This window comes from Arthrobacter sp. Soil763 (assembly GCF_001428365.1).
Taxonomy (GTDB): Bacteria; Actinomycetota; Actinomycetes; order Actinomycetales; family Micrococcaceae; genus Arthrobacter.
Window position 1 is genome coordinate 218,394 of the sequence record NZ_LMSH01000004.1, and the last position, 16,816, is coordinate 235,209.

The window sequence follows — 16,816 nt, forward strand, 5'->3', positions numbered from 1 at the left end:
GGAAGCCGCGGCCGGCGGACACCCCCACGCTTGACCCGAACGGAAAAGGAACCACCCCATGACGATGACCACTGAGCAGGCCGAATGGTTTGCCGGCACCTTTGAGAAGCTCGTTGCCAACGTGGGCCAGGCGGTACTAGGCAAGTCCCACGTCATCCGGCTGACCTTCACGGCAATGCTTGCCGAGGGCCACGTGCTCTTCGAGGACGCCCCCGGTACTGGCAAGACCTCCCTGGCCCGCGCCCTCGCGGCCACCGTCCAGGGCTCGAACAACCGCATCCAGTTCACCCCTGACCTGCTGCCCTCCGACGTCACCGGTGTCACCATCTACGACCAGAAGACCCAGCAGTTCGAGTTCCACAAGGGCCCGATCTTCAACAACATCGTCCTCGCCGATGAAATCAACCGCGCCTCGCCCAAGACCCAGTCGGCGCTGCTGGAGGTCATGGAGGAATCCCGGGTCACCGTGGACGGGGCGACCTACGAGGCGGGCCGGCCGTTCATGGTCCTGGCCACCCAGAACCCGATCGAGCAGGCCGGCACGTACCGGCTGCCCGAAGCCCAGCTGGACCGCTTCCTGATCAAGACCTCGATCGGCTACCCGGACCACGCCTCCACGGTGCAGCTGCTCGGCGGCTCCAATCTCAAGGACCGTTCCCGGGAGATCGGCGCCGTCATCACGACCCAGGCCGTCGCGGACATGGCCGACCTCGCCGCCACCACCCACGTGGACACCGCGGTGCTGGAATACATTTCCCGGCTTTGCGAGGAAACCCGCAACGCCCCGGAGACCCGCCTGGGCGTCTCCGTGCGCGGCGCCCTGGCCATGGTCCGCGCCGCCAAGGTCTGGGCCGCCAGCCAGGGCCGGAACTTCGTCCTGCCCGACGACGTGAAGGACCTCGCCGCCGTCGTCTGGACCCACCGCCTGGTGATGGACCCGGAAGCGGAGTTCTCCGGCGCCACGGCCGACGCCGTCCTGTCCCGGGTGCTGGCCGAGGTCGCCGCCCCGCAACAGCGCGCCGCCGTCTAGAAGGTCCCACCGCCGGACCGGGGTGACCCCGGCCCGCCACCGTCCGCCCACACAGCGGGGCAGCCCCGGCCCCGCCCCTGCACGAACAAAGGCACCCATATGTCCACCGGCACCGCGTTCACCCGGTTTACCGAACGCCTGAAAAAGCCGCTGTCCCGGGCCGGCACGCCCGCCCGGCTGCACCCCGGAGCCGTCTGGTCCCAGGCGAGCAGCACCGCCGCCCTGGCGCTCGCCCCCGCCGGCCGCGCTGTCCGGGACCGTTTCCGCCGCCATGTGGCGCCCGTGCTCTCCGTCGTTAGCGGCCTCGGCTGGGCCGTGCTGGCCGGCGCGGTGCTGCTGTGGACCCTGGGCCAGGCGTACGGCTGGCAGGAGGCCAAGGCCGCCGCGATCGCTGCCTTCGTGCTGCTGCTCCTCGCGGTGGGATTCATCCTGGGCCGCTCCTCCTACGGGGTGCTGCTGGACCTGGCCCGGACCCGCGTCGCCGTGGGGGACAGCGCCGTCGGCAGCATTGCGGTCACCAACACCTCGGCCCGTCCGCTGTTGCCCGCCGCGCTGGAACTGCCGGTCGGGGCGGCCACCGCCGTGTTCCACCTGCCCCGGATGAAACCCGGGCAGGCCCACGAGGACCTCTTCACCATCCCCACCGCCCGCCGCGCCGTGATCGTCGTCGGCCCGGTCCGCTCGGTCCGCGCCGACCCGCTGCACCTGCTTCGCCGACAGGTGCTGTGGACCGAACCCGAGGACCTGTACGTGCACCCCAAGACCGTGGCCCTGGGCGGTTCCGCCGCCGGCTTCATCCGCGACCTCGAAGGCATGCCCACCACCGAACTCTCCAGCGCGGACGTCTCCTTCCACGCCCTGCGGGACTACGTGCCGGGCGATGACCGCCGGCACATCCACTGGAAGACCACCGCCCGGACGAACAAGCTCATGGTCCGCCAGTTTGAGGAAACCCGCCGCGCCCACCTGGCGGTCGCGCTCTCGACCAACACGGACGAGTACGCCTCCGAGGAGGAGTTCGAACTCGCGGTCTCCGCCGCCGGCTCGATCGGGCTGCAGGCCATCCGGGAGCAGCGCGACCTCGACGTGCTCACCCAGCAGGGGCCGCTGCGCTGCGAGACTGGCCGGAACCTGCTGGACGGCCTGACCCGGATCGTGGGCGCCCCGGCGCGCAAGGACGCCGTCGACCTGGCCCGCAGCCTGGCCGACACCGTCCCGAACGCCTCCGTGGTGTTCCTGGTCGTCGGCAGCAACGTCACCCCCACCCAGCTGCGCTCCGCCGCAGCCTCGGTGCCGCCGGGCGTGCGCAGCCTGGCAGTCCGCGTCCAGGCCGGCGCCGCCCCCGCCCGGGCCAACATCGCCGACCTTACCGTCCTGACCCTGGGCGACCTTTCCGAACTGGCCATCGTGCTCCGCAAGGCCGCCGCATGAGCGCCCCGACCGGCCTCCGCCCGCGCCGGAACGCCCCGGCCCCGCGCCGCTCCGGTTTCGCCGGCCAGCCCGCCTGGCACTACGCGCTCGACGCCGGAGCGCTCACCGTGCTGCTGGGCCTCGGCGTCCTCGGGTTCAGCCCCAGCTTCGGCGGGGACCCCTACTACCTGGCCGCCGGGTTCGGCGGCATCCTGCTCGGGCTCGGCGTCGCCGCCGCGAAGGTCCACTTCCGGCTGGGAGCCCTGATCACCGCCGCGCTGACGCTGGCCGGATACCTTGTCTTCGGGACCGCACTCGCCGTCCCGGACGCGTCGATCGCCGGCGTGCTGCCCAGCCTGGACTCGCTGCGGACGCTGCTGGCCGGGGTCGTCTTCGCCTGGAAGGACATGCTCACCGTCGGCGTGCCGGTCGGCACCGCCGGCGGGACCCTGATCGTGCCGTTCCTGAGTTCGCTGCTGACCGCCCTCGCCGCCGGGCTGCTCAGCTGGCGGCTGAAAAGCCCGTACTGGCCGCTGCTGCCGGTGCTGGTGCTGTTCGTCACCGGCATCGCCTTCAGCACCAGCGCCGGTTTCCTGACGGTCGAACGCGGCATCGCGCTGACCGTCGTCGCGATCGCCTGGGCGACGTTCCGCCGCGACGCCCTGCGCCGCAACGACACCCGCACCGTCTCGGTCAACCGGCCGGACGCCGACCAGTCCGCGCTGCGCACCGCTCGGCTGCGGCGCACCGGCACGGCCGCGGCGGTGATCGCCGCCGCCGTCGCCGTGACCGCCGTTGCCTCCCCGCTGGTGACCGCCGCCGACGACCGGAAGGTGCTCCGCAACACGATCGTGCCGCCGTTCGACCCGAAGGACTACATCACCCCGCTGGCAAGCTTCCGGAACCTCGTCAAGGACAAGAAGGACGACAACCTCTTCCTGGTCAAGGGCCTGCCCAAGGACGCCCGGGTCCGGCTCGCGGCACTGGACTCCTTCAACGGCACGAACTACAACATGGACCCCAACGGTTCCGGCAGCTTCAGCAAGGTCGGTGACGCGAAGTCGCTGAACACCCTGGCCGACTCCACCGGGATCGTGCCGACGAACAACTACACCCTGGGCATCACGATCGAGGACTACCAGGGCTACTTCCTGCCCGGCGGCCGCAAGACCACCGGGATCAGCTTCGACCGGGACGGCAGCGGCGCCGCGTCGGGGCTGTACTTCAACGCGGGCACGGACACCGCCGTCACCACGCGGGGACTGACCAAGGGCGACTCCTACAGCGTCCAGGTGGCGGACCCGGTGATGCTCGAACACGGCCAGCTCACCCAGTACGACTTCGCCAAGGTCCCGCTGCCGGACCCGGCGGAAGTCCCGCCGGTGGTCGGCTCGCAGGCGAACGACCTCGCTGCCGACGCGCCCACCGCGATCGACCGGGTCCGCCAGATCGAGGCGCACTTCCAGAAAAAGGGCGCCTTCAGCAACGGCCTGATCGCGGACGGGCAGCTGCCCAGCGTCTCGGGCCACAGCGCCGGCCGGATCCGGAACCTGCTCACCGCCAAGCAGATGCTCGGCGACGACGAACAGTACGCGGTGGCGATGTCCCTGATGCTGCGCCACCTGGGCATCCCGTCCCGGGTGGTGATGGGGTTCTACCCGGACCCCAAGAGCCCGGAAAACGGCGCCGGCGAGGTGCAGATTACCGGCAAGGACGTCCACGCCTGGGTAGAGGTCGCCTTCGACCGGGTGGGCTGGGTGTCCTTCGACCCCACCCCGCCCAAGGACAACGTGCCGATCCCGCCGGACCCGGAAACCAAGTCCAAGCCCAAGCCGCAGGTCCTGCAGCCGCCGCCCCCGCCGCAGGAACCCGCGGAGCTGCCGCCGGACTCCGCGCCGGACGCGCTCGACGCCGACGAGAAGAAGAACAACCCCTGGTTGTTCTGGGGCCCGCTGCTGGCCGCGATCGGCACCGCGCTGATCCCGGTGGCCATCCTGGCGGTGCCGCTGCTGCTGATCGCGCTGCTGAAGGCGCGGCGGCGGAAGGCGCGCTTCACGGACGGCCACCCCGCCCAGCGCGTGGGCGGCGGCTGGAACGAGGTTGTCAGCCTGGCCACCGACCTCGGTGCCGGCGTGGACGCCCGCGCCACCCGGCGGGAGTCCGCCGCCGTGCTCGGCGAGGCGTTCCCGGCCAGCCGGGACACCACGACCCTGCTCGCCAGCCGGGCCGACGCCGCGATCTTCGGCGCGGGCCAGCCCAGCGAGGACCAGGTCCGCGAGTACTGGCAGATCGTGGACGGTTCGCTCAAGGAAATGACCGGAACGCTGGGGTTCTGGCGCCGCCAGCAGGCGCGCTTCTCGCCGCGGTCGCTGCTGGCCGACGGACGCGCGGCCCTGAAACTGCGCGGCCTCCGGCCGGTGCTGCCGGTCCGGAACCGTTCCGGTGCCGCCGGTGCGGGCGGGTCGTCCGGGGCCGGCCCGGCCGCGGTTGACCCGGCCGCCTTCGGCCCAGCTAGTACAGTGGAGCCCGGCCCGAACCAGGAACCGCAGTGACCAGCCAGGAAGATCCGCACCGAAACATGAGCGACGACGTCGAGCGCTGCCCGCGCTGCCACCAGCCGGTCCGCGCCGGCGCCGCGTTCTGCACCACCTGCGGAGCGCCGCTGAGCAACCGGGCCGCCCGCAATGGCCGCCGCCCGGACCCCGCACCGGGTACTATCCCGGTAGCGCCCGCCGCGGCGCTGCACGGTCAGGGTCCGCACCATCCGGGCCCGAACGCACAAGGGGGAGGCGCCGTTTTGCCACACAAGCTGGAACTTGTTCCCGCCGACGCCGGCAAGCGGCTCGGCGCCGCCGTGCTGGACTGGACGGGGCCCGTCATATTGCTCGCGGTGCTCTTCACGCTCGGTTTCGCTGGCGTGACCCGGACGCGCAGCGGCGGAACCATCATTTACGACACCTCGTCGCTGGTGCTCTTCGGCGGGATCGGAATCGGCGTTACCGTGGCGTACCTCGTGGTCCAGGCGGTGCTTGAGGGCCGGTCCGGAACCACCCTGGGCAACCGCATCGTGGGCATCCGCACCGCTGACGCCGACGGCTACGCCCCCGGCGGGGGAGCGGTCTTCATCCGCGGACTGCTTACCGGCGCCGGCGTGCTGCTCACCGTCCTCGCCGCCGTCCTCGTGGTGGTCTTCCAATGGTTTGCCGCGGCGTTCTGGATCCTCGGTCCGCTCGCCCTGCTCGGCGCGGCCTGGGCCGTCGTCGTGGTGGTCTCCAACACCTGGGACGCCAACTACAAACTGCACGGCTGGCACGACACCGCCGCCAAGACCCTCGTCTTCGACGTCAAAGCCGGGCGGAACCCGATCACCACCGGCGGCATCCAGGGCCCCTACAGCTTCGCCCCGCTGGACCTCCCGCCGGTGCAGCAGGTCGCCTCGCCGGTGGCCGGCGCCGCACGGCTCGCCGCACCGCCCGCACCCGCCCCCGCACCGCCGGCCACGGCGGCAGCGGCGCAGCAGGCCACCGTCGCCCCGGCTCCGGTCCGGCAGGTCCCGGGCGGGCAGGCGCCGATCGAGGCCGCACGCAGCCATGCCGTGAACAGCCGGGCCTTCAGCCCGCACCCGGACGATGACCACGACCGCACCCAGGTCCGCGGCGACAGCACCGCCCCCGTCACCCTGGCGGTGCCGCGGATCCGGATCGACGACGGCCGGGAAGTCGAACTCGACCGGGAAATGCTGATCGGCCGCAACCCGGCAGGGCACCCCGGCGAAGAAGCGGTGCAGCTGCTGCCCGTGGCCGACCCGGGCCGCTCCATCTCCAAGACCCACCTCCATGTGCTGGCCGGAAACGGCGGCATCTGGGTGACCGACCGCAACTCCACCAACGGCAGCGCCGTCACGACCCCCGACGGCATCCGCACCGCCCTGGCGCCCGGGGAACCCACCCACGTACGCCCCGGATCCACCGTGCACTTCGGTGACCGCTCCTTCTACCTAGGACAGGCATGACATCCCAGCCGGCATCCGTACCTCCCGCCGGGGCCGCAGCCCCTCCCGGACGCGCCTCCGGCAGCGCCCCGAGCAGCGTCCCCAGCAATGTTTCCAGCAGTGTCCCCAGCCTGCGGCTCAATTGCGGCTACGGCACCGACCGCGGACTGCGCCGCGAGATGAATGAGGACTCCTTCATCGCCTCCGACCCCGTCTACGCGGTCGCCGACGGCATGGGCGGCCACGAGGCCGGTGAAATCGCCAGCGGCATCTGCGTGCGCACCCTCGCCGGAATCCCGCAGCTCGCCTCCGGCGGGCGGGACGCCACGGCCGCCGTCGTCCAGGAATACCTGCTCGAGGCCGACGCCGCTATCCGCGACGCAACCGGCTCCCGCGCCGGCACCACGCTCTCCGGCGTCGTCGTCGTGGAACAGAACGGCGTGCCCTACTGGCTGGTGCTCAACATCGGCGACTCCCGCACCTACCGGCTCAGCCAGGGCAAACTCAGCCAGGTCAGCGTGGACCACTCGGAGGTGCAGGAACTCGTCGACGCCGGCGAAATCAGCCGCGCCGAGGCCGCCGTCCACCCCCGCCGCCACGTCGTCACCCGCGCCCTCGGCACCGGCGACGAGACGGAGGCCGACTACTGGCTGCTGCCCGTCGAAGAGGGGGACCGCATCCTGGTCTGCTCGGACGGGCTCAACGGCGAACTCGACGACGACCGGATCGCGGCCATCCTGATGGCCCAGCCGGACCCGCAGGCCGCGGTCGACGAGCTGATCCAGGCCGCCCTGCGCAGCGGCGGCCGGGACAACGTGACCTGCATCGTGGTCGACGCGAGCAACGTCGCTAGCGACCACGGGGCCCACACCGCGCCGCGCACGGCGGACGACGCCGAGGAGGAAACCACGCTGCCGCGCACCGAGGTGCTCGACGTCGCCCCCGACGGCGAGGTCGCCGGCAGCGCAGCGGAATCCGGTGCGGGCCGGGACGGAGCGGACCGCCCGGACGGGGAGCCCCATGCCGACCGCTGACCGCCCGGCCATCAGCTATACCCCGGGGACCTGGCCGGCCGTCGTCCGCTCCGGAACCGTGGTGCTGCTGCGCCCCGGCACGGACCCGGCCCTGCTGGACTCGCTCTGGTCCCTGCTGGCCCGGCAGCCGGAGGTGCACGAGGTCCTGGACGCCGTGACCGCGGCGTCGGGCGGCTCGCTGGCCCGGCTGCCCTGGTTCGGTATCGCCTCGCTGCGCGGATCCCTGCAGGTATTCCTGCGCGGCGACATCGACCTGGACGTCCGGCTGGCCGGCGGGGAAACCTCGGCGCTCAGCGGCCGGGACGTCACCACCTGGACCGAACGGCGCTTTGCCGCCGCGGACGGCTTCACCCTGTCCGCCTCTGGTGCCGGCGCAGACGCCGGCCTTGAGGCAGGCGCCGACGCCTCGGCCGACGCCGGCCCGGCCGGGGGAGCGCCCGCGCTGCCGCTGGGCGAGGGTGTTGTCCTGCTCCGGGAGTTGCGCTGGTCACCGGCCGGCGCTCCGGTTGGCGCGTCCGCCGGCGGGCCGGCCAGCAAAGCTGCCGGTCCGGCGCAGGTTGAGGAACACTTGCTCGCCGCTGCCGCGGCCGACATCGCCGCCGAGCAGGACGACGACGCCAGCTCCGCCCAGACGGTGCTGGATTTTCCCGACGAGGGCCTGGACGGTGCGCCCGGCGATGAAGCGGCAGCCGGATCCGCCGGGCCCGGGAAGCCGGAAACCGCAGCACCCGCGTCCGCCGAACCCGCCCCGGACGACGCCGAACCCGCCGACGCGGCCGGACCCGAACCGGTCGACGCTGAACCGGCCGAACAGGAACCGACCAGCAGCTACGACCACCTCTGGGAACAGACGGTGATGCGCAACATCGAGGACGCCGCCGTACGTGAGGACCCCGACGCCGACGAGCAGCCCGACGCCATGCCCGCGCCGGCCGACGCGGTGCCCGGACCGACCGGTGCCGGGACGCCGGCGGAGCCGCCGTCGGCCGTCCTGCCGCCCGCGGCGCCGGCCGCGGCGCGGGAGCCCGAACCCGCCGCCGCGCCGCCCGCTCCGGCGGTGCCCGGCGGACTGATCGATTCGGTGCCCTGGCGCACCGGCGGTGACCATTCGGCCCCGGCAGCGCCGGCCGCCCCGCGCGCCGGCTTGGGACCCGTGGCCCCGCCGTCCCTGCTCGCGCCGCCGTCGCTGCTGGCCCCGACCGCCGTGCCGCAGCCGGGCAGGCCGGCCCCGCACCCCGCACCGGCCGGGTCCGACGACGCCGACCACGACGGACAGACCGTGATGAAGAGCGACCTCAACGGCGCCGGAAAGCCGGCCGGGAACCCCGCCGGCGCCGCAGCGACCTCGGCGGAGGGCAGGAATCCCGCCACCGGACCCATGGTGCTGGCCCGGATGTGCCCGCAGGGACACGCCAACCCGCCGACGAACGCGGAGTGCGCGTTCTGCGGCCAGGCGCTGCAGGGCGACGGCGTGCAGATCCGGCGCCCCCGGCTGGGCCGCATGCGGCTCTCCACCGGGGACCTGATCGACCTTGACCAGTCGCTGATCGTGGGCCGCCAGCCCTCGGTGTCCCGCGTCCAGGGCGCGGTGATGCCCAAGCTGGTCCAGGTGGCGAGCCCCAGCGGTGACATTTCCCGATCACACGTGGAGGTTCGGCTCGAGGGCTGGCACGTGATGCTGTGCGACCTCAAGGCCACCAACGGCACCGTGCTGCTGCGCGAGGACCAGGCCCCTCGGCGGCTCGCCCAGGGCGAGATGGCCATCCTGTTCGACGGCGACATCGCCGACCTCGGCGACGGCATCCAACTGCGTTTCGAGGAGCTGCTGTGAACGCCAAGCGTCCCGTCGCGCCGCCGCCGAGCATCCCCGGCTTCACCTACATCAGCCTGCTCGGCTCCGGCGGCTTCTCCGACGTCTACCTCTACGAACAGGACCGGCCCCGCCGCAAGGTCGCCGTCAAGGTGCTGCTCTCCGACCTCAAGACCGAGGGCGCCCGCCGCCGCTTCGAGTCCGAGGCGAACCTGATGGCGCAGCTGTCCTCGCACCCCTACATCGTGACGATCTTCGAAGCGGAGATCACCGACGCGGGCCACTCCTACCTGGCCATGGAGTACTGCTCCCGGCCCAGCCTGGATATCCGCTACCGCCGCCAGCGCTTCAGCGTCGACGAGGTCCTGGCCATCGGCATCCAGGTGGCCTCCGCCGTCGAAACCGCCCACCGCGCCGGCATCGCCCACCGCGACATCAAGCCCGCGAACATCCTCGTCACGGACTACAACCGGCCGGCGCTGACCGACTTCGGCATCTCCGGCACCCTCGCCGGCGACCAGGACGAGGACGCCGGCATGTCCATCCCATGGTCCCCGCCCGAACAGTTCAGCGGCGGTCAGGTCGACGGAGTGCTGGTGGACGTCTGGGCGCTCGGCGCCACGCTCTACACGCTGTTGGCGGGCCGGTCCCCGTTCGTGCTGCCCGGCGCCGACAACTCCCAGCGCGAACTCATCTCCCGCATCACCACGCTGCCGCTGCCGAAGCTGGGCCGCGCCGACGTGCCGGAGTCGCTGGAGCTGGCGCTGGCAACGGCGATGGCCAAATCACCCGCCTCCCGCTACAGCTCCGCCCACGCCTTCGCCCTGGCCCTGCAGCGCATCCAGGCCGAGCTGAACCTGTCCGTGACGCCGTTCGAGGTCCTGGAGGAACCGCGCGGGGACGAGGCGCACCCCGACGACACCTTCGAGGAAACCCGCGTCCGCAGCGTGGCCGCGATCGACCCCGACGCCACCGGCCACGCCCCGACCTTCCCGGTCAGGGTGCAGCCAGCGCCAGCGGACGACTCGACCACCTTCAACAACGCCACCATTGCCCGCGCGCCCTCCGCCGGGCCGGCCTTCGGCGCCCTGCCTTCCTTCACCGCCCCGGCACGCCCCGTGGACGAGGACGACGTCGCCGCCACGGTCAACCGGTCCAGCATGCCCGGGGCGGACCCCGGCGACGTCGCGGCCGCCGGGGGAGCGGACGGCGGATCCCCGTCCGGCCACGGCCGCCGCAACCTCGTGCTCTCGATCGTCGGCGGGGCGGTACTGGCCGGTGCCGTGGTGATCGGCGTCATCGCCGGCACCACCCGGCCCGAACCCGCCCCGCAGGCGACGGCGCAGGTCAGCAAGCCGGCCGCCGACGCCCTGGACAGCGGCACGGTCCCGGACGTGGCCGCCCTCGCCGGCCGGCCCGGCGGCGGCGGGAACCTGACCTTCAGCTGGCGCAACCCGCAGCCCCGGCCCGGGGACGCCTACAAGTGGCGGACCTACTCGCCCAAGGGAAACGGCGAGTTCCAGGCGACCGCCAAGACCAGCATCCAGGTCAAGCCCAACCCGACGGGGGAGACCTGCATCCAAGTCATGATTGTCCGCTCCGACGGCGCATCCTCGCCCCTGGAGCAGGACTCGATCGGCTGCGCCGGCCAACCCTGAGCCGCCCCGGCGCCCGGCACACCCGGCCCGCACTGCAGCCCGCAACCACACCCGCACCCACCGGCCCAGCGCCGAACAAGGAGAAACCGACCATGGGGGACCTGGCGATAGATTTCTGCGGCGAATGGCATGAGCCATCCGACGAAGACATCTTCAGCATCGGCCGCGAGGGCGACCTGGAGGTGGACGACAACCCGTACCTGCACCGGCAGTTCCTGCAGATCGCCCGCTACGACGGCATCTGGTGGCTCAGCAACGTCGGCAGCATGCTCAGCGCCACCGTCGCCGACGCCTCCGGCGGCATGCAGGCCTGGCTCGCCCCCGGCGCCCGCATCCCGCTGGTGTTCAGCCACACCAACGTGATCTTCACCGCCGGCCCCACCACCTACGAGTTCGCCGTTCACCTGCGGACCCCGGCGTTCCGCCAGGAGGCCCGCGCCGACGACAGCGGCGGAGACACCACGATCGGGCCGGTGGTCTTCACCGACTCGCAAAAGGCGCTGATCGTGGCCCTCGCCGAGCCGATGCTGCGCCGCGACGGCACCGGCTTCAGCGCCATCCCGTCCTCCGCCGAGGCCGCCCGGACCCTGGGCTGGACCCTGACCCGGTTCAACAGAAAGCTGGACAACGTGTGCGACAAACTTGACCGGGTCGGCGTCGCCGGCCTGCGCGGCGGCGGCGGGAAGCTCGCCACGAACCGCCGCGCTCGGCTGGTGGAGCACGCCGTGACCTCGCACCTGGTCACCGCCGCCGACCTGGTGCTGCTGGAGACGCAGCACGGAGGAGACGACCAATGAGGATCCGCCTGACCCTGCGCCGGGACCCCGCCGAGGCCAAGGACCTCGCCGTCACTGTCGACGGCCTGGCCACGGTGGCGGACATCGCCACCGAACTCTGGGCGGCGGACCCCGCCCGGCGCGGCACCGCGCCGCCGTCGAACCTGTCCCTGAGCATCGAGGAGTCCTTCGCCGCCGGCGGCCTCAAGGGCAGCGTGCTGAACCGGGAGGACAACCTGCTCGAATCCGGGCTGCGGCCCGGCTCGATCATCTCGCTGACCCAGGTCAGCGAGCAGTTCGCGGCCCCCGGCGCGAACCGCGGCCCGGCGGCGGCGACCTTGCGCGTGCTCTCCGGCCCCGACGTCGGACGCGAATTCTCCCTGCCCTCCGGCACCAGCTACATCGGCCGGGACCGGGACGTGGACGTCCGGCTGACCGACCCGCTGACCTCCAAGCGGCATGCCCGCATCACGGTGGGCGAAACCGTGGAAATCGTGGACACCAACTCCGCCAACGGCCTGCTGATGGACGGACTGCCGGTCGGCCGGGCGACGCTGAACTCCTCGGACACCGTCACGCTCGGGGACACCACCATCGCCGTGGTCTCCCTCGGCGGCGGCCAGGGCGCGGCGCCGAGCTCCCCGCTGATCGACTTCAACCGTTCGCCCCGGGTGGTGCCGCGCTTCGCGCCGCGCAAGCGCACGCCCCCGGCCGGCCCCAAACGCGCCGAGCACCACCCGTTCCCGTACATCATGATGGTGGCCCCGCTGATGATGGGTGCGGTCATCTTCGCCCTCACCCAGAACATGATGTCCGTCATTTTCATGGCCATGATGCCGCTGTTCATCGTCGGGCACTATGTGGACCAGAAGATGCAGGGCAAGCGCGAACGCAAGGAACAGCTCAAAACCTTCCGCGCCGCCATGGCCGCCTTCCGCGAGGACATCGACGCCCTGCAGAAGGTGGAGCGCTCGGTCCGGCTGCAGGAGGCGCCCTCGGTCAGCGACACCGTGGACTCGATCTACAAGCTCGGCCCGCTGCTGTGGACGCACCGGCCCGAACACACCGGCTTCCTCGGGGTGCGCTTCGGCCTCGGCACCGCGCCGTCCCGGATCGAGCTCGAGGAACCGACCAGCAACGACACCGAGGCCGAATACATGGCCGAGATCCAGGACTGCATGGACCGGTTCAGCCGGATCGAGGGCGTGCCGATCGTCTCCCAGCTGCGCACCGCCGGCTCCTTTGGCATCGCCGGGCCCCGCGGCCTCGTCGACGACGTCGCCCGCGGCATGGTGCTCCAGCTCGTGGGGCTGCATTCGCCGGCCGAAGTGGTCCTCACCGCCATCACCTCCGCGCAGTCCAAGGAGCGGTGGGAGTGGCTGCAGTGGCTCCCGCACGCGGGCTCGGGCCACAGCCCGCTCAGCGGCGACCACCTCGCCGCCGGACCCGCCGGCGGCTCCGCGCTGCTGTCCCGGCTGGAGGACCTGATCGACCAGCGCGAGGCGGCGGCGCAGTCGCCGCGGCCCGAGCTCCGGCCCGGCCTGGCCCAGGAGCAGGCCGAGCTTCCCGGCCCGCAGCTGCCCACCGTGCTGCTCGTCGTCGAGGACGACGCCCCGGTGGACCGCGGCCGACTCACCCGCGTCCTGGAACGCGGCCCCGACGCCGGTGTGCACGTCATGTGGGTGGCGGCCTCCGTCCAGCAGCTCCCGGCCGCCTGCCGCGACTTCATGGCGGTCGACGGCGAACACGGCACCACCACCGGCCAGGTCCGGCTCGGCCGGCACACCTTCCCGGTCAGCTGCGAAAGCCTCGACGCCGGGCTGGCCGCCCAGCTGGCGCGCATGCTCGCCCCCGTCGTCGACGTCGGCAAACCGCTCGAAGACGAATCGGACCTGCCCCGCGCGGTGTCCTACGCGACCCTGATCGGCAAGGACTTCCTGGACAACCCGCAGGCCGTCGCGGACCGCTGGAGCGAAAACAACTCCGTGCACGCCACCGCCAAGCCCAACCGCAAGGACAACGGCACGCTCCGCGCCCTCGTGGGATCCAAGGGCATCGAACCGCTCTACCTCGACCTGAAGAACGAGGGCCCGCACGCCCTGGTCGGCGGCACCACCGGCGCCGGCAAATCCGAATTCCTGCAGTCCTGGGTGATGGGCATGGCCGCGGCGTACAGCCCGGACCGGGTGAGCTTCCTCTTTGTCGACTACAAGGGCGGCGCCGCGTTCGCCGACTGCCTGCACCTGCCGCACACGGTGGGCCTGGTCACCGATCTGTCACCGCACCTGGTCCGCCGGGCCCTGACCTCGCTCCGGGCCGAACTGCACCACCGGGAAAAGCTGCTTAACCGCAAGAAAGCCAAGGACCTGCTGGAGCTCCAGCGCCAGGCCGATCCCGAGGCGCCGCCCTACCTGGTGATCATCGTCGACGAGTTCGCCGCCCTCGCCACCGAGGTGCCGGAGTTCGTCGACGGCGTGGTTGACGTCGCCGCCCGCGGCCGTTCCCTTGGCCTGCACCTGATCCTCGCCACCCAGCGGCCCGCCGGCGTCATCAAGGAGAGCCTGCGCGCCAACACCAACCTGCGCGTGGCCCTGCGCATGGCCGATGAGGACGACGCCATCGACATCCTCGGCGTCCCCACCGCGGCCTACTTCGACCCGTCCATCCCCGGCCGCGGCGCGGCCAAGACCGGGCCGGGCCGGATCCAGGGCTTCCAGACCGGCTACGCCGGCGGCTGGACCACGGACAAACCGCAGCGCCCGCAGATCGACGTCGTCGAGATGGCCTTCGGGTCCGGCGCGGCCTGGGCCGCCCCCGCTGCCGAAACGCCGGCGCAGGCGGAACCGGACGGGCCCAACGACATCGCCCGGATGACGGCGAACATCATCCGGGCCGCGGACGTCCTCGCGATCGAGCCTCCGCGCAAGCCCTGGCTGGACGAGCTCGCCACCACTTACGACTTCTCCAGGCTGCCCAACCCGCGCACCGACGAACGGCTGCTGCTGGGCGTCGCGGACGACCCCGCGCACCAGGACCAGCCGACGGTGTTCTACGAGCCGGACCGCGACGGGAACATGGCCATCTACGGCACCGGCGGCTCCGGCAAGTCGGCCGCCCTGCGCGGCATCGCGATCGCCGCGGCCGTCACCCCGCGCGGCGGTCCGGTGCACGTCTACGGCATCGACTGCGGCTCCGGCGGTCTGTCGATGCTCGCGGAACTGCCGCACGTCGGCGAGGTCATCAACGGCGACGACGTCGAACGCGTCGGCCGGCTGCTGCGCTGGCTGCGCGACCTCGCCGAGGACCGGTCGGCCCGCTACGCCGAAGTCCGGGCCGGCACGATCGTGGAGTACCGCCGGCTGGCCAACATGCCGGAGGAAAAACGCATCTTCGTCCTGGTCGACGGCATGTCCGCTTTCCGCGAAGGGTACGAATACAGCAAGCTGTCCGCGCTCTGGGACATCTTCCTGCAGCTGGCCACCGACGGCCGGCCGCTCGGCATCCACCTGGTCGTGACCGCCGACCGGCCCAGCGCGGTGCCGGCGTCGCTGCTGGCCTCCATCCAGCGCCGCCTGGTGCTGCGGCTCTCCGCGGAGGACGACTACCTGTCGATGGACGTGCCCAAGGACGTGCTCGGCGCCGGCACGCCGCCGGGCCGCGGGCTGCTGGACAACCGCGAGGTCCAGCTCGCCGTGCTCGGCGGGAACTCGAACCTGGCCGTCCAGGCCCGTGAGGTGCACAAACTCCGCGAAGCCATGCTGCGCCAGGGCGTGGAGCGGGCGCCGCAGATCGAACGGCTGCCCGACTCGGTGGATCTGGACCTGCTCCCGGCCGGCAGCCCGGACCTGCCCGTCATCGGCGTCGACGACGAGACCCTGCAGCCGGCCGAAATCCTGGCGAAGGGGCCGCTGCTGCTCGCCGGTCCTCCGGGTTCCGGCCGCACCGTGGCGCTGGTGACGCTCGCCTACGCGCTGCGCCGGTCCAACCCCGGCGTGGAGCTGATCTACCTGGGCTCGCGGCGGTCCGCTGCCGCGTCGCTGAAGCTCTGGGACCGCTCCGTCGTGGGCGCGGACGACGTTGAGGAAGCCCTGGACGAGCTCGTGGACTACTCCACCGGCACGCCCGGGAAGCTGGCGATCTTCATCGAGGGGCTCACCGAGTTCAGCGACACGCTGGCAGAATCCGGCATCGGCCGGCTGGTCACGGCGTCGATCAAGGCCGAACAGTGGGTGGTGGGCGAATCGGAAACCTCCACCTGGTCCTCGGCCTGGTCCCTCGCGCAGCCGTTCAAGTCCGGCCGCCGCGGCCTGCTGCTGAACCCCGGCGATATCGACGGCGACAGCCTGCTCAACACGCCGTTGGGCCGGGTGGGCGGCGGCTTCATCCCGGGCCGCGGCTACATCGTGGGCCGCGGCAAGGTCCGCAAGCTCCAGGTCGCCCTGCCGCCGGAGGACCGCAGCTGACCCGGTCCCCGCGGCCGCCCCGGACGGGCCGGGCGCGGGATGGGGAGGGGTGCCCATCGACAGTGTTTCGCGCGGTCGGGTAGGTTCGAGGCATTGGATCTTCCGGAACAGCCGGGGGCCGCTGGGGATGCCGACAGGGTCGGGTCCGGTGAACTAAGGAGACTTTTCGAATGGCTATTTGGGGTGCAGATGTTGATCAGCTCAAGGTTCTGGGCACGAAGCTGCAGGCCGGTGCGGTGAACTAAGGAGACTTTTCGAATGGCTATTTGGGGTGCAGATGTTGATCAGCTCAAGGTTCTGGGCACGAAGCTGCAGGCCGGTGCGCAGGAGATCGACAACCAGCGGTCGATCCTGACGAAGGTTCTGGCCGGGACGCAGTGGCTGGGTCCGGACGCCGACAAGTTCCGTAACGAGTGGAACGGCGAGCACGTCGCGAACCTGTCGCGTATTTCGCAGGCGCTGCAGCAGGCCAGCCAGCAGGCCAACCGCAACGCCAGCGACCAGGAAGGCGCCTCCACCCGCTAAGGGCCGGCAGCTTTTCCCGACGATGTTCTTCGATGGCCCGGACGCCCTGCGTCCGGGCCATCGAAGTCCCCGGACGACGTCACCCGGGGGCAAGCGGTCTGACCGGACAATGTCCGGGA

General features: G+C 71.9%; 10 protein-coding genes. All 10 read left to right on the plus strand.

The features are described 5' to 3' along the window. The first annotated feature begins 58 nt into the window (after nucleotides 1-58). The 10 genes from ASG71_RS14035 (at nucleotide 59) to ASG71_RS14080 (ending at nucleotide 16,697) form a co-directional block, all read left to right on the plus strand. A complete protein-coding gene (locus ASG71_RS14035) occupies nucleotides 59-1,030 on the plus strand; it encodes an AAA family ATPase (protein ID WP_056740356.1) in 972 nt (323 codons plus the stop codon). A gap of 99 nt (nucleotides 1,031-1,129) precedes the next feature. Continuing rightward, nucleotides 1,130-2,461: a DUF58 domain-containing protein gene (locus tag ASG71_RS14040; RefSeq protein WP_056740358.1), complete on the plus strand. Its 1,332-nt coding sequence runs from the start codon at nucleotides 1,130-1,132 to the stop codon at nucleotides 2,459-2,461. After that, the gene (locus ASG71_RS14045) at nucleotides 2,458-4,992 is read left to right on the plus strand and encodes a transglutaminase-like domain-containing protein (RefSeq protein ID WP_082575188.1); all 2,535 of its coding nucleotides are present in this window, start codon (nucleotides 2,458-2,460) and stop codon (nucleotides 4,990-4,992) included. The genes ASG71_RS14040 and ASG71_RS14045 overlap by 4 nt, the downstream gene beginning before the upstream one ends. Nucleotides 4,993-5,018: 26 nt before the next feature. Continuing rightward, on the plus strand, nucleotides 5,019-6,452 hold the full coding sequence (locus tag ASG71_RS14050) for an RDD family protein (RefSeq protein WP_056740781.1): 1,434 nt from the start codon (nucleotides 5,019-5,021) through the stop codon (nucleotides 6,450-6,452). Beyond that, the gene (locus ASG71_RS14055) at nucleotides 6,449-7,465 is read left to right on the plus strand and encodes a PP2C family protein-serine/threonine phosphatase (protein WP_056740360.1); all 1,017 of its coding nucleotides are present in this window, start codon (nucleotides 6,449-6,451) and stop codon (nucleotides 7,463-7,465) included. Before ASG71_RS14050 ends, ASG71_RS14055 begins: the two co-directional genes overlap by 4 nt. Continuing rightward, nucleotides 7,452-9,296 (plus strand): FHA domain-containing protein, encoded by a 1,845-nt coding sequence (locus tag ASG71_RS14060; protein ID WP_082575229.1) that lies wholly within the window; start codon nucleotides 7,452-7,454, stop codon nucleotides 9,294-9,296. The genes ASG71_RS14055 and ASG71_RS14060 overlap by 14 nt, the downstream gene beginning before the upstream one ends. Further along, nucleotides 9,293-10,933, plus strand: a complete 1,641-nt coding sequence (locus tag ASG71_RS14065; RefSeq protein ID WP_056740364.1) for a serine/threonine-protein kinase — start codon at nucleotides 9,293-9,295, stop codon at nucleotides 10,931-10,933. Before ASG71_RS14060 ends, ASG71_RS14065 begins: the two co-directional genes overlap by 4 nt. A 92-nt stretch (nucleotides 10,934-11,025) precedes the next feature. Continuing rightward, nucleotides 11,026-11,730, plus strand: coding sequence for a hypothetical protein (locus tag ASG71_RS14070; RefSeq protein WP_056740366.1), 705 nt, complete (start codon nucleotides 11,026-11,028; stop codon nucleotides 11,728-11,730). Then, nucleotides 11,727-16,172: an FtsK/SpoIIIE domain-containing protein gene (locus ASG71_RS14075; RefSeq protein WP_056740368.1), complete on the plus strand. Its 4,446-nt coding sequence runs from the start codon at nucleotides 11,727-11,729 to the stop codon at nucleotides 16,170-16,172. The genes ASG71_RS14070 and ASG71_RS14075 overlap by 4 nt, the downstream gene beginning before the upstream one ends. Before the next feature lie 258 nt (nucleotides 16,173-16,430). Beyond that, on the plus strand, nucleotides 16,431-16,697 hold the full coding sequence (locus tag ASG71_RS14080; RefSeq protein WP_056736854.1) for a hypothetical protein: 267 nt from the start codon (nucleotides 16,431-16,433) through the stop codon (nucleotides 16,695-16,697). Nucleotides 16,698-16,816 lie beyond the last annotated feature (119 nt).

What these genes read in the sequence shown, in the direction of transcription:
- ASG71_RS14035 (WP_056740356.1), top strand. Translation starts at nt 59, where the DNA reads ATGACGATGACCACTGAGCAGGCCGAATGGTTTGCCGGCACCTTTGAG.
- ASG71_RS14040 (WP_056740358.1), top strand. Translation starts at nt 1,130, where the DNA reads ATGTCCACCGGCACCGCGTTCACCCGGTTTACCGAACGCCTGAAAAAG.
- ASG71_RS14045 (WP_082575188.1), top strand. Translation starts at nt 2,458, where the DNA reads ATGAGCGCCCCGACCGGCCTCCGCCCGCGCCGGAACGCCCCGGCCCCG.
- ASG71_RS14050 (WP_056740781.1), top strand. Translation starts at nt 5,019, where the DNA reads ATGAGCGACGACGTCGAGCGCTGCCCGCGCTGCCACCAGCCGGTCCGC.
- ASG71_RS14055 (WP_056740360.1), top strand. Translation starts at nt 6,449, where the DNA reads ATGACATCCCAGCCGGCATCCGTACCTCCCGCCGGGGCCGCAGCCCCT.
- ASG71_RS14060 (WP_082575229.1), top strand. Translation starts at nt 7,452, where the DNA reads ATGCCGACCGCTGACCGCCCGGCCATCAGCTATACCCCGGGGACCTGG.
- ASG71_RS14070 (WP_056740366.1), top strand. Translation starts at nt 11,026, where the DNA reads ATGGGGGACCTGGCGATAGATTTCTGCGGCGAATGGCATGAGCCATCC.
- ASG71_RS14075 (WP_056740368.1), top strand. Translation starts at nt 11,727, where the DNA reads ATGAGGATCCGCCTGACCCTGCGCCGGGACCCCGCCGAGGCCAAGGAC.
- ASG71_RS14080 (WP_056736854.1), top strand. Translation starts at nt 16,431, where the DNA reads ATGGCTATTTGGGGTGCAGATGTTGATCAGCTCAAGGTTCTGGGCACG.